Annotated in this window: 20 protein-coding genes; 8 read left to right on the forward strand and 12 right to left on the reverse strand. The window is 70.1% G+C overall.

Annotated elements, in window-relative coordinates; translation table 11 throughout:
* The first annotated feature begins 4 nt into the window (after positions 1–4).
* Positions 5–373 carry a nuclear transport factor 2 family protein gene (locus BR39_RS0122675; protein WP_029916463.1) on the forward strand — a complete coding sequence of 123 codons (369 nt, stop codon included), beginning with the start codon at positions 5–7 and terminating at the stop codon, positions 371–373.
* Positions 370–723, forward strand: coding sequence for a nuclear transport factor 2 family protein (locus tag BR39_RS0122680; protein ID WP_029916464.1), 354 nt, complete (start codon positions 370–372; stop codon positions 721–723). The genes BR39_RS0122675 and BR39_RS0122680 overlap by 4 nt, the downstream gene beginning before the upstream one ends.
* A gap of 16 nt (positions 724–739) precedes the next feature.
* On the opposite strand, the gene BR39_RS0122685 is transcribed toward BR39_RS0122680, so the two are convergent.
* The 5 genes from BR39_RS0122685 to BR39_RS0122705 all read right to left on the reverse strand — a co-directional run bounded on the left by BR39_RS0122685 (position 740) and on the right by BR39_RS0122705 (position 9,077).
* Positions 740–3,094: a transketolase gene (locus BR39_RS0122685; protein WP_029916465.1), complete on the reverse strand. Its 2,355-nt coding sequence runs from the start codon at positions 3,092–3,094 to the stop codon at positions 740–742.
* Positions 3,095–3,109: 15 nt separating this feature from the next.
* Positions 3,110–6,253 (reverse strand): efflux RND transporter permease subunit, encoded by a 3,144-nt coding sequence (locus BR39_RS0122690; protein ID WP_029916467.1) that lies wholly within the window; start codon positions 6,251–6,253, stop codon positions 3,110–3,112.
* Entirely contained in the window at positions 6,253–7,386 is a 1,134-nt protein-coding gene (locus tag BR39_RS0122695; protein WP_029916469.1) for an efflux RND transporter periplasmic adaptor subunit, read from the reverse strand. Before BR39_RS0122695 ends, BR39_RS0122690 begins: the two co-directional genes overlap by 1 nt.
* A 117-nt stretch (positions 7,387–7,503) precedes the next feature.
* Positions 7,504–8,193: a hypothetical protein gene (locus tag BR39_RS0122700; protein WP_029916470.1), complete on the reverse strand. Its 690-nt coding sequence runs from the start codon at positions 8,191–8,193 to the stop codon at positions 7,504–7,506.
* A gap of 107 nt (positions 8,194–8,300) precedes the next feature.
* Positions 8,301–9,077 (reverse strand): class II aldolase/adducin family protein, encoded by a 777-nt coding sequence (locus BR39_RS0122705; protein WP_029916472.1) that lies wholly within the window; start codon positions 9,075–9,077, stop codon positions 8,301–8,303.
* 129 nt (positions 9,078–9,206) lie between these two features.
* Between BR39_RS0122705 and BR39_RS0122710 the strand changes: the two genes are divergently transcribed.
* Both BR39_RS0122710 and BR39_RS0122715 read left to right on the forward strand, forming a co-directional pair.
* Complete coding sequence (locus tag BR39_RS0122710; RefSeq protein WP_029916473.1) at positions 9,207–9,878, forward strand: spermidine synthase; 672 nt, start codon at positions 9,207–9,209, stop codon at positions 9,876–9,878.
* A 17-nt stretch (positions 9,879–9,895) separates the two neighbouring features.
* Positions 9,896–10,363, forward strand: a complete 468-nt coding sequence (locus tag BR39_RS0122715) for a RidA family protein (RefSeq protein ID WP_051696046.1) — start codon at positions 9,896–9,898, stop codon at positions 10,361–10,363.
* Positions 10,364–10,370: 7 nt separating this feature from the next.
* Here BR39_RS0122715 and smpB read toward each other — a convergent pair whose 3' ends face one another.
* Both smpB and dapA read right to left on the reverse strand, forming a co-directional pair.
* Positions 10,371–10,829, reverse strand: a complete 459-nt coding sequence (gene smpB / locus BR39_RS0122720; protein ID WP_029916477.1) for an SsrA-binding protein SmpB — start codon at positions 10,827–10,829, stop codon at positions 10,371–10,373.
* Positions 10,829–11,713, reverse strand: a complete 885-nt coding sequence (gene dapA / locus BR39_RS0122725) for a 4-hydroxy-tetrahydrodipicolinate synthase (protein WP_029916479.1) — start codon at positions 11,711–11,713, stop codon at positions 10,829–10,831. The genes smpB and dapA overlap by 1 nt, the downstream gene beginning before the upstream one ends.
* Positions 11,714–11,975: 262 nt before the next feature.
* Here dapA and BR39_RS0122730 point away from each other — a divergent pair, with 262 nt between their 5' ends.
* Positions 11,976–14,138 carry a lytic transglycosylase domain-containing protein gene (locus tag BR39_RS0122730; RefSeq protein WP_029916481.1) on the forward strand — a complete coding sequence of 721 codons (2,163 nt, stop codon included), beginning with the start codon at positions 11,976–11,978 and terminating at the stop codon, positions 14,136–14,138.
* A 4-nt stretch (positions 14,139–14,142) separates the two neighbouring features.
* Here BR39_RS0122730 and BR39_RS0122735 read toward each other — a convergent pair whose 3' ends face one another.
* The 4 genes from BR39_RS0122735 to BR39_RS0122750 are packed head-to-tail and all read right to left on the reverse strand — an operon-like array spanning position 14,143 to position 17,331.
* On the reverse strand, positions 14,143–14,898 hold the full coding sequence (locus BR39_RS0122735; protein WP_029916483.1) for an ABC transporter ATP-binding protein: 756 nt from the start codon (positions 14,896–14,898) through the stop codon (positions 14,143–14,145).
* Positions 14,895–15,935 (reverse strand): iron ABC transporter permease, encoded by a 1,041-nt coding sequence (locus BR39_RS0122740; RefSeq protein ID WP_035018993.1) that lies wholly within the window; start codon positions 15,933–15,935, stop codon positions 14,895–14,897. The genes BR39_RS0122735 and BR39_RS0122740 overlap by 4 nt, the downstream gene beginning before the upstream one ends.
* A complete protein-coding gene (locus BR39_RS0122745; RefSeq protein WP_029916487.1) occupies positions 15,878–16,690 on the reverse strand; it encodes an ABC transporter substrate-binding protein in 813 nt (270 codons plus the stop codon). The genes BR39_RS0122740 and BR39_RS0122745 overlap by 58 nt, the downstream gene beginning before the upstream one ends.
* A gap of 5 nt (positions 16,691–16,695) precedes the next feature.
* Complete coding sequence (locus BR39_RS0122750) at positions 16,696–17,331, reverse strand: TetR/AcrR family transcriptional regulator (RefSeq protein WP_029916490.1); 636 nt, start codon at positions 17,329–17,331, stop codon at positions 16,696–16,698.
* Between the two features lie 165 nt (positions 17,332–17,496).
* Between BR39_RS0122750 and BR39_RS0122755 the strand changes: the two genes are divergently transcribed.
* Genes BR39_RS0122755 through BR39_RS0122765 form a run of 3 tightly spaced genes read left to right on the forward strand, consistent with a single transcriptional unit; the run spans position 17,497 to position 20,699 of the window.
* Complete coding sequence (locus BR39_RS0122755) at positions 17,497–18,960, forward strand: glycosyltransferase (protein ID WP_035018938.1); 1,464 nt, start codon at positions 17,497–17,499, stop codon at positions 18,958–18,960.
* Positions 18,961–18,978: 18 nt separating this feature from the next.
* Positions 18,979–19,890 (forward strand): class I SAM-dependent methyltransferase, encoded by a 912-nt coding sequence (locus BR39_RS0122760; protein ID WP_029916494.1) that lies wholly within the window; start codon positions 18,979–18,981, stop codon positions 19,888–19,890.
* Between the two features lie 5 nt (positions 19,891–19,895).
* On the forward strand, positions 19,896–20,699 hold the full coding sequence (locus BR39_RS0122765; protein WP_029916497.1) for an RNA methyltransferase: 804 nt from the start codon (positions 19,896–19,898) through the stop codon (positions 20,697–20,699).
* Positions 20,700–20,838: 139 nt separating this feature from the next.
* Here BR39_RS0122765 and BR39_RS0122770 read toward each other — a convergent pair whose 3' ends face one another.
* Positions 20,839–21,255 (reverse strand): DUF2147 domain-containing protein, encoded by a 417-nt coding sequence (locus tag BR39_RS0122770; RefSeq protein ID WP_029916499.1) that lies wholly within the window; start codon positions 21,253–21,255, stop codon positions 20,839–20,841.
* Positions 21,256–21,344: the final 89 nt, after the last annotated feature.

Consider the following 21,344-nt stretch of genomic DNA (forward strand, 5'->3'; position numbering starts at 1 on the left):
GAGCATGGACGACGCCCAAGCGCTGCTCACGCGGCTTTACGAGGCCTACAACCGGCGCGACCTGGCCGCGTTCTCGGCCCTCTTGGCGACTGACGTCGACTGGCCCGATCAGATCCAGGGCGGGAGGCTGATCGGCCTCGACGCCTTGGCGGCCTACTGGACCCGGAACGACAAGATGATCACCGTCGACGCCGCGCCCGTCTCGTTCGAGACGCGGCCGGACGGCCGGGTCGCCGTCGACGTCAACCAGATCGTCCGCAACCTGGCGGGCCATATCTGGTCCGACAGCTGCCAGCGCCAGGTCTTCACGCTCCGCGACGACAAGGTCGCGCGGATGGACATCGAATTCCTCGACAAGGGGCGCGAAGCATGAGCGCGGCGACCGACCTGATCGTCCGCTATTACGAAGCGATCGAACGGCGCGATCTCGAGGCCGTCCTGGCCACGACCCATGCCCAGGTGCGCTTCGAGGATTTCCTCGACGGCGGGGAGGTCGACGGCCTGGCCGCCGCCCGCGACTTCTACCGACGCATGTTCGAGTTCGCGCCGGACCTCGACCTGATCACGGTCGAGTCCTTGCCGGACGGACGGGTGCGGACCGAATTCCAATCCTCGATCCACTCGCCGTCTGGCCACCTGTGGTCGGATACCCGGCAGGCGGCGATCTATACGCTGGCGGACGGGCTGATCCAGGGGGTCGAGCTGCTGGGCCCAACCTCCTGAGCCATCCGCGCCGTCGTCAGATCAGCAGGTCGGCGCAGGCGTCCAGGATGGCGTCGGCGTCCAGGCGGTACTTGCCGTAGAGGTCCGGCAGATCGCCCGACTGGCCGAAGGTCTCCAGCCCCAGGGCCCGCAGGCGCATGCCCCGCACCGAGCCCAGCCACGACAGGGTCGACGGCGCGCCGTCGATGACCGTCACCAGTCCGGCGTCCCGCGCCAGCGGGGCCAGCAGGGTTTCGATGGTCGAGACGCGCGGTCCGCCCTCGGTCCAGCGTGCGCGCCCTGCTGCGGTCCAGTCGCGATGCAGGACGTCGGCCGAGGTCACGGCCAGCAAGCCCGCGCCCGGCTCGTCCTCCAGCACCGCCTCGAAGGCGGCCAGGGCCTCGGGCGCCAGGGCGCCGGCATAGACGATGGCCAGGCGCGCGCCGGGAGCCGGCGGCCGCAGCCAGTAGGCTCCATCGACCACGCCCTGACGCCAGGTATCGTCGGTGCGGTCCGGCTGGGAGATCACCCGGGTGGAGAGCCGCAGATAGGTCGAAGCCCCCTGCTCGGCCTGGATCTGGCAGAAGGCGTGGGCCATCAGCACCGCCGTCTCGTCGGCGAAGGCCGGCTCATAGCTGTCCAGGCCCGGCTGGCTCATGCCGATCAGCGGCGAACCGATCGACTGGTGCGCGCCGCCCTCGGGGGCCAGGGTCAGACCCGACGGCGTGGCGACCAGCAGGAAGCGGGCGTCCTGGTAGCAGGCGTAGTTCAGCGCATCGAGCCCGCGGGCGATGAAGGGATCGTAGAGGGTGCCGACCGGGAACAGCCGCTCGCCGAACAGCGGCGCGGTCAGGCCCAGGGCCGCCAGGGCGATGAACAGGTTGTTCTCGGCGATGCCCAGCTCGACGTGCTGACCGGTCTCGGCCTTGGACCAGACCTGGGCCGAAGGGATGCGCCGGCGCTTGAAGACGTCCTCGTGCGCCCGACGCTGGAACACGCCCCGGCGGTTCACGAACCCGCCCAGGTTGGTCGAGACCGTCACGTCCGGCGAGGTGGTCACCACCCGGCCGGCGAACTCGTCGTCGCGGCGGGCGATCTCGAACATCACCTTGCCGAAGGCGGCCTGGGTCGATTGCTCGCCGCCGCCCAGCACCGGCGCCAGCAGTTCGTCGGCCGTCGGGATGACGATCCGGGGCGCGACGTGCTCGCGCTCCACCTGGGCGGCGAACGGGGCGCGGGCGACCAGGCCCTTGAGGGCCGTGTGCTCGGCGGCGGAGAGGCCCGACAGCGCGTCCCACTCCTCGCCCTCGACCACGCCGAGCCGAGCGCGCAGCTCGGCGATCTGGGACTCGGTCATCAGACCGGCGTGATTGTCCTTGTGGCCCTGGAACGGCAGGCGCAGGCCCTTGACGGTGTAGGCGATGAAGAAACGCGGCGCGTCGTCCTGGCCGGCCCGCTCGAAGGCCTCCAGGATGGTCTCCATGCAGTGGCCGCCCAGCTCGGTCATCAGCTCGCCGAGATCGACGTCCTTGTAGGTCGCGATCAACTTCAGAGCCTCGGCGTCGCCGGCCAGGTCCGCGTTCAGCCGCTCGCGCCAGGCCGCGCCGCCCTGGTAGCTGAGGGCCGCGTAGAGGTCGTTGGGGGCCGTCTCGATCCACTGCTGCAACGCCGCCCCGCCAGGCTTGGCGAAGGCCTCGCGCTGGCGCTTCGACCACTTCAGGGTCTCGACGGTCCAGCCCGCGGCTTCGAAGATCTCGCCGTAGCGGGTGAACATCCGATCCTTGGTGGTCGCGTCCAGGCTCTGGCGGTTGTAGTCGACGATCCACCAGGTGTTGCGGATGTCGTGCTTGCAGGCTTCGATCAGGGCTTCGTAGATGTTGCCCTCGTCCAGCTCGGCGTCGCCCAGCAGCGAGATCATCCGCCCCATGCGCTCGGGCTTCACCGCGCCGCGCGCCGCCAGATAGTCCTGGCTCAGCGAGGCGAACGCGGTCATCGCCACGCCCAGCCCGACCGAACCGGTCGAGAAGTCGACGTCGTCCGTGTCCTTGGTCCGCGACGGATAGGACTGCGCCCCGCCCAAGGCCCGGAAGGCCTTCAGCTTTTCCAGGCTCTGGCGACCGAACAGGTGCTGGATGGCGTGGAACACCGGGCTGGCGTGCGGCTTGACCGCCACGCGATCCTGCGGCCGCAGCGCCTTCATGTAGAGCGCGGTCATCAGGGTGGTCATCGAGGCGCAGGACGCCTGGTGGCCGCCGACCTTCAGCCCGTCGCGGCTTTCACGCAGATGGTTGGCGTTGTGGATCGTCCACGAGGCCAGCCAGAGAATGCGTTCCTCGATGCGACGCAGGAGCGCAAGCTCCTGCCGCTTCGCCGCCAAAATGGCTTCAGCCATGCTTCCTCACCCGGTTCAGACGGGTGAGGCATGCCCTTCCCCGTTCTTCTCGCGGGCTTCATACTCTTCGATCTGCCGCGCCGTCCACTCCGGCGACTTCGTGAAGCGCGCAAGCAGGTTGTAGAACACCGGCACCACGAACAGCGTCAGCAGGGTGGCGAAGATCGCGCCGGTGAAGATCACCGCCCCGATCGTCTTGCGGCTGCCCGCGCCAGCGCCGGCCCACAGCATCAGCGGCAGCGCGCCCATGGCGGCCGAGATCGAGGTCATGATGATCGGACGCAGGCGCAGGGCCGCCGCCTCGATCACCGCCTCGCGCACCTTCAGCCCCTCGTCGCGCAGCTGGTTGGCGAACTCGACGATCAGGATGCCGTTCTTGGCGGCGATGCCGACCAAGATGATCAGGCCGATCTGGCTGTAGGTATTGATGGTCGAGCCGGTGATCAGCAGGCCGAACAGGCCGCCCAGCGCCGCCAGCGGCACGGTCAGCATGATCACGGCCGGGTGGATCCAGCTTTCGAACTGCGCCGCCAGCACCAGGAACACCAGCAGCAGCGCCAGGCCGAAGGCCAGGCCCACGGCGCCGGAGGCTTCCAGATAGTCCTTGGCCTGGCCGCCCCATTTGACGCTGACGCCCGGGGTCGGATGTTCCGAAGCTTGTTCCTGGAAGAACTTCACCGCGTCGGCCACCGTGTAGCCGGGGTTCAGCTGGGTGGTCAGGGTCACCGCGCGCAGCCGGTCGACGCGCGGACGGTCGGGCGTGTCGCCGCGCAGCTCGGTAGTGACCACCGTCGACAACGGCACCAGGGCGCCCGAGAGGGTCCGCACCTGCAGGCGGTTGAGGTCTTCCAGGCCGCGACGCTGGTCCAGCGCCGTCTGCAGGATGACGTCGTATTCCTGGCCGGTCTTGATGTAGGTCGTGACCTGGCGAGACCCGAACATGGTCTCCAGCGCCCGCCCGATCGACTGGGCCGAAACGCCCAGGGTCGCGGCCTTGTCGCGATCGATCTGCACCGACAGGCGCGGCGCGGTCGGCTCGTAGTCGAGGCGCGGCCGCGACAGGCCCGGATTGGCCTGGGACGCTTCGAGGATCGGCTTCAGCCAGTTGGCCAGTTGGACGTAGTCGTTGCCGACGGCGATGATGTCGACATTGGTGCCGCCCCCCCCGCCGCCGCCGCCGCCGCGCTGGAAGGCTCCGCGCACCGAGGCCACCGCCCGGACGCTGGTGATCTTCGACAGGCTCTTGTTGAGTTCGGCGGCGACCTGATCGGCCGACTTGTCCCGCTCGCCCCAGGGCTTCAGCGCGATGACGGCGTTGCCGGTGTTGAACTGGTTCTGGCCGAAGCGCGGCACGGTGATGATCGTGCGCTCGGCCACGCCGTCCTGGCGGTACTGGTCCAGGATGGACTCGATCCGGTCGGCGACCTTGACCGTCGCGTCGAAGCCGCTTCCTTCCGGACCGTTGATCGACACGTCGACGCGGCCGCGGTCCTCGGCGGGCACCAGTTCCTGCGGCAGCAAGGCGAACAGGCCGCCGGCGCACACGGCCAGGACCAGCACCGACAGGCCGGTCACCACGGTGGCCGAGCCCTTGCCCAGCAGGCCTTCCAGCGAATGCCGATAGCTGTCCTTCAGGGCGTCCATAGCCTTGTCCACCCGGCTGGACAGCCAGTTGGAGCTGGCCGGTTTCAGCAGCTTGGACGCCATCATCGGCGAAAGGCTCAGCGCCAACAGGGCCGAGAAGCCGACGGCGGCGGCGATGGCCACGGCCAGCTCGACGAACAGGCGGCCGATATAGCCGGGCAGGAACATCAGCGGCGCGAACACCGAGATCAGCACGATCGTGGTGGCGACGACGGCGAAGAACACCTGGCGGGTGCCGCGAAGGGCCGCCACGGTCGCCGGCTCGCCCTCGTCCACGCGGCGCTGAATGTTCTCGACCACCACGATGGCGTCGTCGACCACCAGGCCGACGGCCAGCACCAGGGCCAGCAGGGTCAGCAGGTTCAGCGAGAAGCCCAGCGGGGCCAGGACGATGAAGGTCGACAGGATGCAAATCGGCGCGACGATCGACGGGATCAAGGCCGACCGCCAACTGCCCAGGAACAGCAGATTGACCAGGGCCACCAGGGCGATCGAGATGCCCATGGTGATCCAGACCTCGTGGATCGCCTCGGCGGTGAACACCGAGTTGTCGATCGCCACGATCATCTTGGAGCCGGCCGGCAGGGTCTGGTTGATCGCCTCCACTTCCTTGCGCACGGCTTCGGAGATGGCGACGTCGTTGGCCTGCGACTGGCGGGTCAGGGCGATGCCGACCTGGGGCACGCCGTTGCCGCGGAACAGCTTGCGGCGCTCGTCCGCGCCCTCCTCGACCCGCGCCACGTCACCCAGGCGGACGACGAATCCGTTCGCGTCGCCGACGCGCAGCGGCAGCTTCAGGAAGTCTTCGGGCTTGGAATAGGTCCGGCTGACCCGGATCGTGAAGTCCTTGGCGGCGCCTTCCAGCGCGCCGGCGGGCAGTTCCACGTTCTGGGCGTTGAGCGCGTTCTCGACGTCGTCGACCGTCACGCCGCGCGCGGCCATGGCGTCGGCGTCCAGCCAGATGCGCATGGCGTACAGCGGCGCGCCGTAGAGGTTGGCCTGGGCCACGCCCGGGATCGTCGACATCCGCTCGACCAGGTAGCGGTCGGCGTAGTCGGCCAGCTCCAGCGTGCTGAGCGAGCTGGACGTCAGGTTCAGGACGATGATCGGCGAGGAGTCGGCGTTGGCCTTGGCGATCTGCGGCGGGTCGGCCTGGTCGGGCAGGTTCGCCGCCACCCGGCTGACCGCGTCGCGCACGTCGTTGGCGGCCGCGTCGAGATCGCGGTCCAGGGTGAAGGTGATAGTGATCTGCGAACGGCCGTCGCGCGACGAGCTGTTGACGCGGTCGATGCCCTGGATGCCGGCGACCTGCCGCTCGATGATCTGGGTAATGCGCTCTTCGATGACCTCGGCCGAGGCCCCGCGATAGGCGGTCGAGATCGACACCACGGGCGGATCGACACTGGGCAGTTCGCGGATCGGCAGGCTCTTGAACGCGGCCAGGCCGACGACGCAGAGAATGATCGCGGCGACCGCGGCGAAGACCGGGCGGCGAACGGAAAGGTCGGAAAGCATCAGCCGGCCTTCTGCTTGCGGCCGCCGGCCTTGTCGCCGCCCTGGGCCTTGTCGCCCTTGCCGCCGCCCGGATTGACCGGCGCGCCGTCCTGAACGCGATTGAGGCCGTCGCCGACGATCCGGTCGCCGGGCTTCAGGCCCGAGGTGATCTCGATGAAGCCGTCGGCGGTGATGCCGGTCTGCACGGCGGTGCGACGGGCGACCTGCCCCTTCGGCCCCTTGGCGATCAGGAACACCGAGGCCTGGTTGCCCTCGAACTGCACGGCCGCCTCGGGGACGGCGACGTTCTGGTGCTGGCCCTGGTCGATGCCGACCTTGATCAGCATGCCCGGCTTGAGGCGGCCGTCGCCGTTGGGGAACTCGGCCCGCGCCTTCAGCGCGTGGGTGGCCGGGTCGATGCGGGTGTCGATCTGGGCGATACGGCCCGTGAACATCTCGCCCGGCAGGGCGTCCGGCTTGGCGGTGATGGCCAGGCCCTCGCGCAGGATCGGCAGATAGCGATCGGGCACCGAGAAGTCGACGCGGATCACGGAGACGTCGTCCAGGGTGACGATCGCGGTTCCGGGGCTGATCAGGGCGCCCGGCGCGATGTCGGAAATGCCGACCCGGCCCGAGAACGGAGCGCGGATCACCTTGTCCAGCTTCTGGGCGCTGGCGGCGGCCAGGGCGGCGCGGGCGGTGTCGCGGGCGGCCAGGTACTGGTCCGCCGAGGCGCGCGGCGCGATGCCCTTTTCGGCCAGGGTCTTCCACCGCGTGTATTCACGATCGGCCTGGGCCAGCTGGGCCTGGGCCTGGGCGATGCCCGCGTCCTCCTGATCGCCCTTCAGCTCGACCAGCACCTGCCCCTTGGAGACGGTCTGACCGTCGCTGAAGTGCACGGCGGTGATCAGCTCGGCGGTGTTGGAGGTGATGGTGACCGATTGGCGACCCTTGGCCACGCCCAGCACCTCGACCCGGTCGGCGAAGCCGCGCGGCTGGGCGACGACCAGCGACACCGGCGTCGCGCGTCCGCCACCGCCCGGGCCGCCCTGCCCCGGCGCCTTGCCGCCGAAGGCCAGCTTCAGTCCGCCGACCAACAGCATCAGCAAGACGGCGACCACCGCCGCGACGAGGAAGAAGTGTCTGCGGATCACGAAAAGCTCCGGGCGCCGGAGATGACCGGCTCAGCTGATACAAATCGGCTCAATAGCCGTCAGCCCTAGGCCGCGTCCAGTGACACACGGATGACCGAATATTACATCGTTGAAATATCAGAACCGACGCCACACGGCCACGACCGGGCCATGGTCGATCGGGGTCTCCCGTCCCGACAAGGTCTGTCGCCATCCCGCCTGCAGGCTCCACACGCCCAGGTCGCGCGTGACCGACACCTCGCGCTTGCGCCAGCGTGACGCGACCGGTTCGGATTCGGCCTTGCCCATATAGGTCTGGGCCATCAGAAGCCAGCGGGGCGTGGGCCGCAGCCCCACGGTGGCGTCGATACGGGTTTCGTCCGCCAGGCCGCTGCGCTTGAGGCGGGCGACCTGCAGTTCAGCGAAGCCGTGCGCCTTGCGCCATTGCCGGGAGGTCCCCGCCAGGAGACGCGCCTCCAGGTCCATGTCGCCCTGCCCCGGCGCCGCGTAGCCCGCGTTGCGCCCCACGCCGTCCTTGGTGGCGCCCAGATAAAGACTGACCGCTGATCGATCCGTATGCAGCAGCGCATAGCGCAGGCCCAGTTCGAGCGGGCCCAGTCCGTCGTAGTCGACGAAGTTGTCGTGGCCGCGGGTCAGCGCCGCCTTGGTCTGCAAGGTCAGCCGATCGGTCAGACCGTACTCGCCATAGATCGACAGGGTCTGGTCGCGCCGGGGATCGATCGACCGCTCCACGCCGTCGGGGTCATAGCCCTTGTCGGCCTTCTGCTCCTCGTATTTGAGGATGGCCAGCCCCTCGCCGTCCCTCATCGGCCAGGCGCCGGCCCGGGCGGCGCTCGACGCCCCCAGCAGCGCGCAAAAGAAAGCCGCCGCGACCCCGAGGATCGCGGCGGCGTTTGGTTTTCGACGTTTGGGCGTCAATCCGCGTAGCCGGGGGACTCCCGGTCGAGTTTGCGCAGGCAGCCCGGCCAGGCCAGGCCGGCGATCATGCCGAGACCCATGCCCGTCTGGCTGCGGACCTCAGCCTGGGCGCCCTCCGGCGCCTCCAGCACGTTCCCGCGACCGCCGCTGAGCGCCATCACCTGCTGGGCGCAGGCGCGCTCGAGATAGAACATGCCCAGCCAGCATTCAGCGGCCGTCATCCCCGTGGACAAGGTCCCGTGGTTGCGCAGCATCATCAGCTTCTTCTCGCCGAGGTCAGCCACCAGCCGTTCCCGTTCGTCAAGGTTGAGCGCAATCCCTTCATAGTCGTGATACGATAGTTGAGGCAAGACAATTAACGCATGCTGCGACAGCGGCAGCAGGCCTTCCTTGTTCGCCGACACCGCCACGCCCTGATCGGTGTGCAGGTGCATGACGAACTGGGCGTCCTCGCGCGCGGCGTGGATGGCCGAGTGGATCGTGAAACCCGCCGGATTGATGAAGTACGGGGTCTTGTCGATGACGTTGCCGTCCAGATCGACCTTCACCAGGCACGAGGCGGTCATCTCGCCGAAGAACATGCCGTAGGGATTGATCAGGAAGTGGTGCTCGGGCCCCGGGATGCGGGCCGAGATGTGGGTGAAAATCATGTCGTCCCAGCCGTGGACGGCGACCAGGCGATAGAGCGCGGCCAGATCGACGCGGGCCTTCCATTCGGCCTCGCTGACCTTGTCCTTGAGCGACGTGGCGATGGGCGATGCACCGTCGGCCATGAGCGGATCCTCCGTAGGTTATCATTGTTAGCTTAAGGGTCGCGCCGCGCGCCCGCTGCGTCAAGCGGTGATGGCTCGATCCGCCGCCCTGTGTTAGCCCGTGCGCCTTCGTCGCGTTCGAGACTTCCCATGATCCCCTGGCAGCATCTGGACACCGCCAAGGTCCCCGGCGACGGCGGCGAGCTGAAGCTCATGCGGCGCGGGACCGAATATTCGATCATGGCCGGACCGATCGAGCTGATGAACAGTCGGCTGAGCGGCTCGGAAGAGGCCATGGCCACCCTGGCCTTCGAACGGATCGGCCGGCGCCCCAAGGCGCGGGTGCTGATCGGCGGCCTGGGCATGGGCTTCACCCTGCGCGCCGCCCTCGCCGCCTTCGGGCCGGACGCCAGGATCGTGGTCGCGGAACTGGTCCCGGCCGTCGTCGAATGGGCGCGGGGGCCGCTCAGCGAACTCCACGGCGGCGGGCTCGACGACCGGCGCGTGAGCTTGCACCTGGGCGATGTCGGCGCGGCGATCGGCGCAGAGGCGGCCGGCTACGACGCCATCCTGCTGGACGTCGACAACGGACCCGGCGGGCTGTCGCGCAAGGAGAACGACAGCCTCTACGGCCCCGCCGGCCTGGCCGCGGCCAAGCGCGCGCTGCGCGCCGGCGGCGTGCTGGAGGTCTGGTCGTCGACCCGCGACAACGGCTTCACGACCCGCCTGAAGCGGGCGGGCTACGCCGTCGAGGAGATCGGCGTCCGCGCTCACAAGGGACGCGGCGCGCGGCATGTGATCTGGATGGCGACCCGGCCCTGAACGCGGAGCGGACCACGATGAAGACCTTGCTGACCCTGGCGGCCGCCCTGGCGCTTTGGACCTCGCCGGCGACAGCCCAGGACGCCGTCGTCCGGGATAACCCGCCGGGACTGTTCACCAGCCCCCGCTTCACCAACGTGATCGAGGTTCCCGCCGGGACCAACCTGGTCTTCGTCTCCGGTTTGACCGCCCAGGGCCCCGACGGCGTCGCGCCCAAGGACGCCCAGGGTCAGGCCCAGGCCGTGTTCCGCAATCTGCGCACCGCCCTCGCCGCGCGCGGCTTGGCGCCGGCCGACGTGATCCAGGTCCGTGGCTTCCTGGTCGACATCCAGACCACCCTGCCCGCCTATCGCCAGGCGGCGGGAGACTTCTTCGGCGCGACACCGCCGCCGGCCAGCACCGTGGTCGGCGTCGCGGGTCTGGTCCGTCCGGACCTGCTGCTGGAGGTGGAGCTGGTCGCTGCCCGGCCGACCAAGACGAAGTAGCGGGCGGTCAGTCCCCCCGGTCGCCCTTCATCAGCCGCGCCTTGTCACGCTGCCAGTCGCGGGCTGCCTCGGTCTCGCGCTTGTCGTGGTTCTTCTTGCCCTTGGCCAGACCGATCTCCAGCTTGGCCAGGCCCTTCTCGTTCCAATAGAGCTTGAGCGGGATCAGCGTGCGGCCGTCGCGCTGGACCGCGCCGATCAGCTTGTCGATCTGCTTGCGGTGCAGAAGCAGCTTCCGGTGCCGGCGCGGCTCGTGGTTGAAGCGGTTGGCGTGACCGTAGGGCGGGATGTCGGCGTTGATCAGCTTGATCTCACGCCCTTCCACCGAGGCGTAGGACTCGGCGATGTTCGCCCGCCCCACGCGCAACGACTTCACCTCGGTGCCGGTCAGCATCAGCCCGGCCTCGATGGTCTCTTCGATGAAGTAGTCGTAGCGCGCGCGGCGGTTCTCGGCGATCGGCTTGGTCATCAGACCAGACCCGCCTCGCGCATGGCCTCGAGGATCGCCGGCTTGACCGCCTCGCTGCAGGGCGAGATCGGCAAGCGGGTGTCGGCCTCGCACAGGCCCAGGTGCGCCATGGCGAACTTGGTCGGCGACGGCGAGGCGTCCAGGAACAGCGCCTTGTGCAGCTTCACCAGGCGGTCCTGCCAGTACAGCGCGGTCTCCCACTCGCCGTTCAGGCACGCGTTGATGAAGGTGGCGCAGGCGTCCGGCGCGACGTTCGAGGTGACCGAGATCACGCCGTGGCCGCCGTGGGCCACATAGCCCAGGGCCGTGGGATCGTCGCCCGACAGCATCACCCAGTCGGGACCGCACATGATCCGCTGGAAGCTGGCGCGGGTCAGGTCGCCGGTGGCGTCCTTGATGCCCACGATGTTGGGCAGCTTGGACAGGCGCTCCAGCGTCTCGTTGGCGATGTCCGAACCGGTGCGGCCGGGCACGTTGTAGACCAGCACCGGCAGCTGCACGGCGTCGTTGATGGCCTTGTAGTGCTGATAGACGCCTTCCTGGCTGGGACGCACATAGTAGGGCGAGACCACCAGGGCGGCGTCGGCGCCAACGGCCTTGGCGTGGGCGACCAGCTCGATCGCCTCGGCGGTCGAGTTCGACCCCGCGCCGGCGATCACCGGCACACGGCCGCGGGCGGTCTGCACGCACAGTTCGACGACGCGCTTGTGCTCTTCATGGCTCAGGGTCGCGGTCTCGCCGGTGGTGCCGACCGGCACCAGGCCATGCACGCCGCCCGCGATCTGGCGCTCGACAAGGGCCACGAAGGCTTTCTCGTCCACCGCGCCGTCGCGGAAAGGCGTGACCAGCGCCGGAATGACGCCCTTGAACGGAGAATGAGCCATGACTTGCAATTTGCCGTGAGAAACGCGCCGCGACGGTTGCGGCTTGAGGATGGGGGCGGACAATATGTCCCGCTCCCCCTGTCCCGCAACCGGTCCGTGCCGCTCTGCACCGATTTGGGGATGTTTCTGCATAGGTCAATCCGCCGCGAAGCGGTCTATAAGCGCCAAACAGGGTCACGTACGCCGCAAATCGGCCCCTCGATCATCCGAAAACGGCAAGAACGCAGCCCGTGAGGGCCAGAGAATCGAAGGAGACGGCGTTTTGGCGTCAGGGCTGGGTAAGGTGTTGCTGGGCGGAACCGCGGTTGTCGCGCTGTTTGGAGTGGCGCTGGCCCAGGACGACGTCGACCTGCCCCGCGGCCCCCAGCCCTACACGCCGTCGGGCCTGATCACCACGCCGCCGACCGCCACCTACGCCACGCCGGCCGAGGCCGACGCCGCCAACCTGCGCACTGCGGTGACCAGCCGCGACCCGGCCACGATCCGCATGGCCATGTCCAGCATCCAGGACCCGCTGTCGCGCAAGATCGCCCAGTGGGCCCTGGTCGACGCCGGGGCCGAGAGCATGGGCTTCTTCGAGCTGGACCAGGCCCGACGCGACCTCGCCGGCTGGCCGCGTTCCCAGCGCCGCGAGAACGCCGCCGAAAAGGCCCTGGTCACCTCCGGCCTGGACGCCCAGCGGATGATCGCCTGGTTCGGCGGACGCGATCCGCAGACCGCCGAAGGCGCGATGTCCCTGGCCGCCGCCTACCAGGCCGCCGGTCGCACCGCCGACGCCAGCAACCTGATTCGCCGCTGGTGGCGCGACCAGGTGTTCGAACTGGACGCCCAGCGCGGCATGCTGGCGCGGTTCGGCACGCTGCTGACCAGCGACGACCACGTCCGCCGCGCCGACATCCTGCTGTACGGCCCCCAGGGTCCGGCCGCCCGCGACATGGTCGCCCTGCTGCCCTACGACCAGCAGGCGGCGGCCCAGGCCCGGATCGCCCTGCGCTCGAACGCCAGCAACGCCAACGACCTCTACGCGGCGCTGTCGCCGGCCCAGCAGGCCCAGCCGGGCGTAGTCTTCGAACGCGCGTCCTATCTGCGCCGGAAGGGCCTGGACACCCTGGCCCTGCCCCTGGTCAGCCAGTTCCCCGCCCCGCCGCCCAGCGATGACGCCGCGGCCGCCATCTGGCGCGAACGCAAGCAACTGGTGATGTCCGCGCTGAAGAACGGCGACAACGCCGGCGCCTACGCGGCCGCCAACGCCCGCCTGAAGGACGGCGCCGACGCCGCCGAGAGCGAGTTCTTCGCCGGCTGGATCGCCCTGGCCCGCCTGAAGGACGCCGATCGCGCCGCCAACCACTTCGCCCGCATCGCCGAGATCGGCGCCTCGCCGATCACCCGCGGCCGGGCGCTCTACTGGCAAGGCCGCGCCGCCGAGGCCCAGGGCGACCGCATCGCGGCCCAGGCCTTCTACGCCGAAGGTTCGCGCTACATCACCACCTTCTACGGCCAGCTGGCCGCCGAAAAGGCGGGGATCAAGGAGATCCGCCTCGACAGGGACCCGACGATCACCCAGGCCGACCGCGCCCGTTTCGAGGGCCGCGAGCTGGTGCGGGCGGTCCGCACCCTGATGGCGGCCGGGGCCCGCGACCAGGTCCGGGTCTTCGTGCTCTACATCGACGACCAGTTGCCCACCGCCGAGGAGGAGGCCCTGCTGGTCGATCTGGCCCGCAGCTACGGCGATCCCGACCTGGCCATGCGGGCGGTGCGCACCGCCGCCCAGCGCGGCTTCACCCTGCCCGAGCGCGGCTACCCGCTGCTGGACCACCTGTTCACGCCCGGACCGGGCGCGGCCGAGACGGCGTTCGTCTATTCGATCTCGCGCCAGGAAAGCAATTTCGACCCCAACGCCCGCTCGGGCGTCGGGGCGCGCGGCATGATGCAACTGATGCCGTCGACGGCGGCCATCGTCGCGCGCCAGATGGGCGAGAGCTACAGCGCCGACCGCCTGTCCGATCCGTTCTACAACATGCGCCTGGGCTCGACCTATCTGGGCAGCATGGTCAGCAACTTCAGCGGCTCGTACATCATGGCCGCCGCCGCCTACAACGCCGGCCCCGGACGACCGGCCCAGTGGGTGACCCTGTGCGGCGACCCGCGCGGCGCGACCACCGATCCGCTCGACTTCATCGAGTGCATCCCGTTCTCCGAGACCCGCAACTACGTGATGCGGACCATCGAGACGACCATGGTGTACCGCGCCCGCCTCAACGGCGGCGTCACGCCGCTGACCTTGTCGAGCGATCTCAAGCGCGGCGGCTACAGCTATGCGGGCCCGGCGGGGGCCACGGCCAGCGGCCTGCCGCCGATCGGTGGAACGACCCCGGCCTCGACCACCGCCATCCCGCAAGGCGGCTACGTTCCCGGCACCCGCTGACGGGCTAGCGGCGCCGGGCCGCGACGACTAGCCCGGCCGGCGTGTCGATCAAGGCGCCGTCCAGTCGGAACACGGACGCCAGCACGCCGGGCGACAGCGCCTCGACCGGCGCGCCCTGCGACGCCACGCGACCGCGATCCAGCACCAGGACCCGATCGCACGTCCGCGCCGCCAAGCCCAGGTCATGCAGGGTGACGACCACAGCGGCCCCGGCCGCCGCCTCGGCGCGCAGGAGGTCCAGCGTCAGGAGCTGGGCGTCCGGGTCCAGCCCGGCCACGGGCTCGTCCGCGACCAGCAGCGGAGCGCGCGTCGCCAGCAGCCTGGCCAGCAGAACCCTCGCCCGCTCGCCGCCCGACATGTCGAGCACGCCGCGATCGGCCAGGGCCGCCACGCCCACCCGTTCCAACCGCTCGCGGGCGACGGCCAGCGCCTGTTCCGACGGCAGGTCGGGCGCGCCCAGGGCGGCGACGTCGCGAGCGGGCAGGTTCCAGGCCAACCGCCGCTCCTGCGGCAGGTAGCCGACCAGCCGCGCCCGTTCGACAGGGTTGAGGCTTCCGACCAGGCGCCCGGCCAGCAGGGCCGAACCGGCCTCCAGCGGCATCAGGCCCAGGCCCGCTCGCAGCAGGCTGGTCTTACCCGCGCCGTTGGGGCCGACCACGCCCAGCACCTCGCCCGCCGCGACGGTCAGGGACGCGCCGTCCAGCACCAGGGCCTTGCCGCGCCGGGCCTTCGCGCCCTCGATCGTCCAGGCCGCGGTCATGACCGCCAGCTCCGCGCCGCGCGCCAGGCCAGCAGAGCGAAGACGGGCGCGCCGAACAGTGCGGTGACCACGCCGAGCTTCAGCTCCTGCTCGGTCGGGATCACGCGGGCGGCCAGATCGGCGGCGACCAGCAGCACGGCTCCGGCCAGGGCCGAGGGACGCAGCAACCGGCCCGGATCGTCCCGGACGGCGGCGCGCACCAGGTGCGGCGCGGCCAGGCCGACGAAACCGATCACGCCCGTCGCGGCGACCGAGGCGCCAGCCAGCAAGGCCGAGCCGGCCACCGCCGCCACCCGCAGCCGGGCCATCGGCAGGCCCGACATCTGGGCCGCCTCCTCGCCAAGAGTCAGCATCCGCAGGCCCCGCGCCGCGTAGAGGCAGAGCCCAGCGCCGATGGCCATCGGCGGCAAGGCGCGCAGGATGTCGGTGAAGTCGCGGTTCTCGACCGAGCCCATCAGCCAGGCCAGGACCTCGGCGACGGCCACCGGCGACGGCGACAGGTTGAAGACCAGGGCTGTCAGCGCCCCGGCGAAGGCCGACAGCGCCACCCCGAACAGGATCAGCACCTCGGGCTCGCGGAACCGCGCCGCCAGGCCGACCACCGCGCCTCCGGCCAGCAGGGCTCCGACCAGGGCGGCCAGCTCGATCGCGCCCGGCAGGGCCGCCAGCCCGCCGGCGATGGCCAGGGACGCGCCCAGCCCCGCCGAGGCCGAGACGCCCAGCACGCCGGGCTCGGCCAGGGGATTGCGCAACAGCCCCTGCATGGTCGCCCCCGCCAGACCCAGGCCGGCCCCGACCAGGGCCGCCATCAGCACGCGCGGCAGGCGGATGGTCCACAGCACCTCGCCCGGCGGCGAGGCTGGGTCGGTCAGGGCTTGGTGATACTGCGCGGCGTTCAGGGGGCTCTCGCCGAGGCTGACGGCGATCGCCGCCGCGACGACCAGGACCAGCAGGAGGATCAGCTCCAGACGGCGCGGGCTCATCGCGCCGCCTCCGCCAAGGTCCGGGCGCCGTCGGCGGCGAACCAGGCCGAGCAGCCCAGCATGGCGCCGGGCAGCGAGGCGACCACCCGGCCGCGTGTGGTCTTGCGCAAGGCTGCGTGACGCCCCGGTCCCCAGCGATCGGCACCGGCGCGGGTCAGGTCGAAGAAGCCCAGCACCACCGCCTTGGGCGGGTTCAGCACCAGGCTCTCCAGCGGCGCGGGCGAGAAGTAGGGTTGGGTCGAGGCGTTGGTGAAGCCCGCCGCCCGCAGCATGGCGTCGATCATGGTGTTGGGTCCGGCCGTGTAGCCGCCGGGGGTCAGGTAGAAGGCGGCGCGCCCCCTGCCCGCCCCTTCGGCCCGCGACAGGTCGGCGTCCATCCGCGCCAGCAGCGCCTCGCCCTCGGCCCGGCGACCCAGGGCCTGGGCGACCTGGCGGACATTGGCCCGCACCCCGTCGAAGTCGGTGGCGTCGCCCAGGCTGATGGTCCGCACGCCGCGACGGGCGACGGCCGCCGTCAGCCGGGCGGCGCCGCCCCACTGTCGCACCACGACGTCGGGACGAGCGCCCAGCACGGCCTCGATCGTCGTCCGCCGTTGCGGCAGGCCGATCGCCTTGGCGCGGAGGAAGGAATCCGGCGCGTCGGCGCGCGGCGAGACGCCGACGATCGCCTCGCGCGGGGCCAGGGCCAGCACGTACTGGTCGGCGCAGGAGTCCAGCGACATCACCCGCCTTGCCGTGGTCTGGGCGGCCGCGGGATCCGCGACGGCCGCCAAGCCGACGATCAGGCCGGCGAGCAAGGCGGCGCGCATGGATGTCAGTCCGTGACCAGGCCGTGCAGCAGCCCTTCGAGGGTGACCTTCATCAGTTCCTCGCGCGGCGCCCAATTGCGGTCCGGCATGGTGATCAGCAGGGCCACCAGGCCGTGGCAGGCGGCCCACAACACTTGGGCGGCGCTCTCGCCCGAGCCCGTGCGCAGACGGCCGGCGGCGGCGATCTCATGGATCGGCCCGCTGAACTCGGCGAAGCAGCGATCGCCCAGCTCGGCCGTGGCGGCCTGCTTTTCCTTGGAGATCACGTCGCGCGAGCCGCAGAACACCAGTTGGTAGGTGTTGGGGTTGTCGAGGGCGAAGCGCATGTACGCCTCGAGCATCAGCTTGACCCGCGCCACCGCGTCGATCGGCCGGTGGGCGATGTCGACATTGACCGCCAGCAGCTGGCCGATCGCGCCGTCGCTGATCTCCAGCAGGATCTGGTCCTTGTCGCGGAAGTGCATGTACAGCGCCGTCGACGACACGCCCACGGCGTCGGCGATCTTGCGGATCGTCGCCCCGGCGTAGCCCTCGGCGATGAAAATCTTCTCGGCGGCCGCCAGGATTTCTCCGCGACGCAGATGCCCGTCCCCTTTGGGCTTTCGCGCCGACTTGTGCGGCTTCTTCAACGCGACCGTCACGATATGGCGTTCCCCTACCTAGTCCCCAAACCCGACACTAAACGGGAATCACCCAAACGTCGCAACTCTCAACGATTTAGCCAAAACGCGTGTTTTTCTGATTGACGCGTCATGGTTGAGGATTCGTTATCTGCTCGCTGGATCCGATATGGCGCGGCGGGGGCTATGGCGCGAGAGGAAAGAGACCAGCGGGGGCGGACGCTCGGGGCCAAGACGGCCGACGGGCTTTGGATCGAGGCCCTTCCGGAAGACATCGGCTCGGCGGCCCCGCCCCTGCAGGACGGCGCCCATCGACGCCTGTCGCGAGGGCAGATCGTCGGACTGGCGGTCCTGGCGCTGGCGCTGCTTCTCCTGACGGCCTGGCGGCCCGACCCCATGATGCAGGGCTTCCATCTGCTGTTCTTCGTCGGCTTCCTGAGCCATTCGGGGATCAAGCTGGTCGCCGCCTTCACGCCGCGTCCGTCGACGACCGCCGCGCCGCTGCCGGACGAGGCCCTGCCCGCCTACACGATCATCGCGCCGCTCTATCGCGAGGCGGCGGTCGCGGCGGAGCTGATCGCCAACCTGGCCCGCCTCGACTATCCGCGCGACCGGCTGCAGGTCCTGATCGTGCTGGAAGCCCAGGACCACGAGACCCAGGCCGCGTTCGGCGCCCTCGACCTGCCGGTCGGCTTCCAGGTGCTGATCGCCCCGCCCGGCACGCCCCGTACCAAGCCGCGCGCCTGCAACATCGCCCTGGAGCGGGCGCATGGCGAGCTGGTGGTGATCTACGACGCCGAGGACGCGCCGCATCCCGGCCAGCTGCGCGAGGCCGCGGCGCGCTTCGCCCAGGCCGGACCCGATCTGGCCTGCCTGCAGGCGCCGCTGCGGATCGAGCCCGACCCGCGCTTCCTGCCCGACCAGTTCGCGCTGGAATACGCCGTGCTGTTCGAGGTCTTCCTGCCGGCCCTGGCCCGCTGGGGACTGCCCTTCCCGCTGGGCGGGACCAGCAACCACTTCCGGACCGGCGCCCTGCGCGCGGCCGGCGGATGGGACCCGTACAATGTCACCGAGGACGCCGACATCGGCTTTCGCCTGGCCGCCCAGGGCCGCCGGCTCGGCGTCCTGACCCGGCCCACCTTCGAGACCTCGCCCGCCAGCCTCAAGGTCTGGAAGCCGCAGCGGGCGCGTTGGATCAAGGGTCATCTCCAGACCCTGGCCGTCCATGCCCGCGGTCCGGCGGCCCGCTCGCCGCGCGGCCTCGTCGCGCTGATCCTCACCCTGGCCCTGCCCGTCGTCTCCTCCCACGTCCACGGCCCGCTGTTCGCCTGGCTGCTGATGCAGGGGATCGGCGCCAAGCTGGGTCTGTGGACCGCGGCGCCGGCCATGGACTGGATGCTGATGGTCTTCGGCTGGACCTGCATCGCCGTCGCCGGGACCGTGGCCCAGCAGCGGGCCGGACACCGCCAGCGGATGCTGCCGCTGCTGGGCGCGATCGCCTATTGGCCGCTGCAGAGCCTGGCGGCCGCCGAGGCGCTTCGGCAGTTCGTCGTCGCGCCGTTCCACTGGGACAAGACCCCGCACACGCCCCGGTCCGCGAACCGTCTCCTGCCCCGGCTGCTGGCGCGGACTGGACGGGCCTTGCCCTGAGCGCGTATTGGCGGGGGCATGAATCCGACCATCGCCGCCGCCCCGCTCGTCATGCGCACCACCGGCTGGGCCGACTACGCCCTGCTCGACAGCGGCCACGGCAGGAAGCTGGAGCGCTACGGCCGCTACAACGTCGTCCGCCCCGAGCCGCAGTGTTTCTGGGCCCCGCGCCTGGACCCGAAGGTCTGGGACGCCGCCGACGCCGTCTTCGACCCCACCGACGAGGACGAGGCCGGCCGCTGGCGCTTCAAGGGCAAGCCCCTGGAGAAGTTCCCCCTGGCCTGGGGCGAGGCCAAGTTCCACGGCCAGTTCACGCCGTTCCGCCACCTCGCCTTCTTCCCCGAGCAGGCCGCCAACTGGGCCTGGCAGGACCAGCGTGTCCGCGCCATCTCGCAAGCCCCTGGGGGTCGCCAGCCCAAGGTCCTGAACCTGTTCGGCTACACCGGCGTGGCCAGCCTGGTCTGCGCTGCCGCCGGCGCGGCCGTGACCCATGTGGACGCGTCCAAGAAGTCAGTCGGTTTCGCCCGCGAGAACGCCGCCTTCGCCGGCCTGGCCGACAAGCCGATCCGCTGGATCGTCGAGGACGCCCGCCGCTTCGTGGCCCGCGAGGTCCGGCGCGGCTCGCAATATGACGGGATCATCCTGGACCCGCCGAAGTTCGGCCGCGGCGCCGACGGCGAGGTCTGGCGGCTGTTCGAGGACCTGGCCGAACTGACTCGAAGCTGCGCCCAGATCCTGGCGCCCGACGCCTCGTTCCTGCTGATGAACGCCTACGCCGCCCGGGTCTCGGGCGCGGCGATGTCGGGCCTGCTGGCCCAGGAGCTGAAGGGACGCGGCGGGGTCATCGACTGGGGCGAGCTGGCCCTGGTCGAGGAGAAGGGCGACCGCCAGATCGGCCTGTCGTTCTTCGCCCGCTGGGCGTCGGAGTAGTCGCCATGAACGCCCCCCAGCACTCAAAGACCGTCACCTCCCTGTCGAACAATACCGTCAAGGCCGTCCGCGCCCTGCACATGCGCAAGGAGCGCGAGGAGAGCGGGCTGTTCCTGGCCGAGGGCCTGAAGATCGTCATCGAGGCGATCGACTGCGGCCACGCGCCCAAGATCCTGATGTACGGCCGCGACGCGGCCGACCATCCGATGCTGCAGAAGGCCAGCCAGGCCTGCCTGAAGGCCGGCGGCGAGGTCATCGAGGTCAATCGCGAGATCCTCGAGAAGGTCTCGCGGCGCGACAATCCGCAGGCCGTGGTCGGGGTGTTCAAACAGGTCTTCACCCCGCTCAGCGCCATCGTGCCCGAGAGCGCCCCGTGCTGGGTGGCCATGCAGGCCGTCCGCGACCCGGGCAACCTGGGCACCGTGATCCGCACGGCCGACGCGGCCGGCTGCGGCGGGGTGATCCTGGTCGGCGACTGCGTCGACCCCTATTCGGTCGAGGGCGTGCGGGCGACGATGGGCTCGATCTTCGCGGTCAAGATCGCCAAGGCCTCGATCGCCGAGTTCCTGGCCTGGCGCGAGACCTGGCCCGGCAGCGTGATCGGCACCCTGCTGACCGCCACGGTCGACCACAAGAGCGCCGACTATGTGAAGCCGTCGCTGATCCTGATGGGCAACGAGCAGCAGGGCCTGCCGCCCGAACTGGCCGCCGCCTGCGACGTCAACGTCAAGATCCCCATGCGGGGCCGGGCCGACAGCCTGAACCTGTCGGTGGCGACGGGGATCATGATCTACACGGTGACGGGATAGGGTTTTGATCCTTCCCTCCCCCTCGTGGGGAGGGTGGCCCTGGCGGAGCCAGGGTCGGGTGGGGCTTGATGACTCCGCAGACCCCACCCACCAGCTTCGCTGGTCCCCCTCCCCACAAGGGGGAGGGAGAAATCTCCAGCTACTTGATCCGCGTCCACTTCTCGGTCTTGCACAGCGGGGCCACGATGCAGCCCTTCAGCTTCAGCTCGTTAGCCGAGAGCACGGTGATCGTGCCCGAATAGGTGCCGCCGTCGGCGGCGTTGTAGACCTTGCCGCCCGTCCACTTGGTCGGACCGCCGGTGAAGTCGTACAGCATCTGCATGTTCTTCAGCGTGCGGCCGCGCTGGCTGGGATCCTTGTTCTTCTCGTCCTTGACCGTCGGATCCTTCTTGATGTGATCCGAGCTGACCAGCTTGCCGCACAGGCTGTTGCCGCAGCGGCTGATCTCGACCTGGCCGCCGTTGGTCTGGGTCTGCCACAGACCCGTGACGTCCTGGGCGAAGGCCGGGGCGGAGACAGAAAGAGCCAGGACGGCGGCGACGATGGGCAGTTTCATGGGGGGTCCTCTCCCTGTTGTTGTCACCCTTCTAACGCGCGTTCGGCTGAACCGGCCATGAATTGGTGGCCAAGTTCGAACAAGGCTCG

This window comes from Caulobacter sp. UNC358MFTsu5.1 (assembly GCF_000712075.1).
In the GTDB taxonomy this organism is placed as follows: Bacteria; Pseudomonadota; Alphaproteobacteria; order Caulobacterales; family Caulobacteraceae; genus Caulobacter.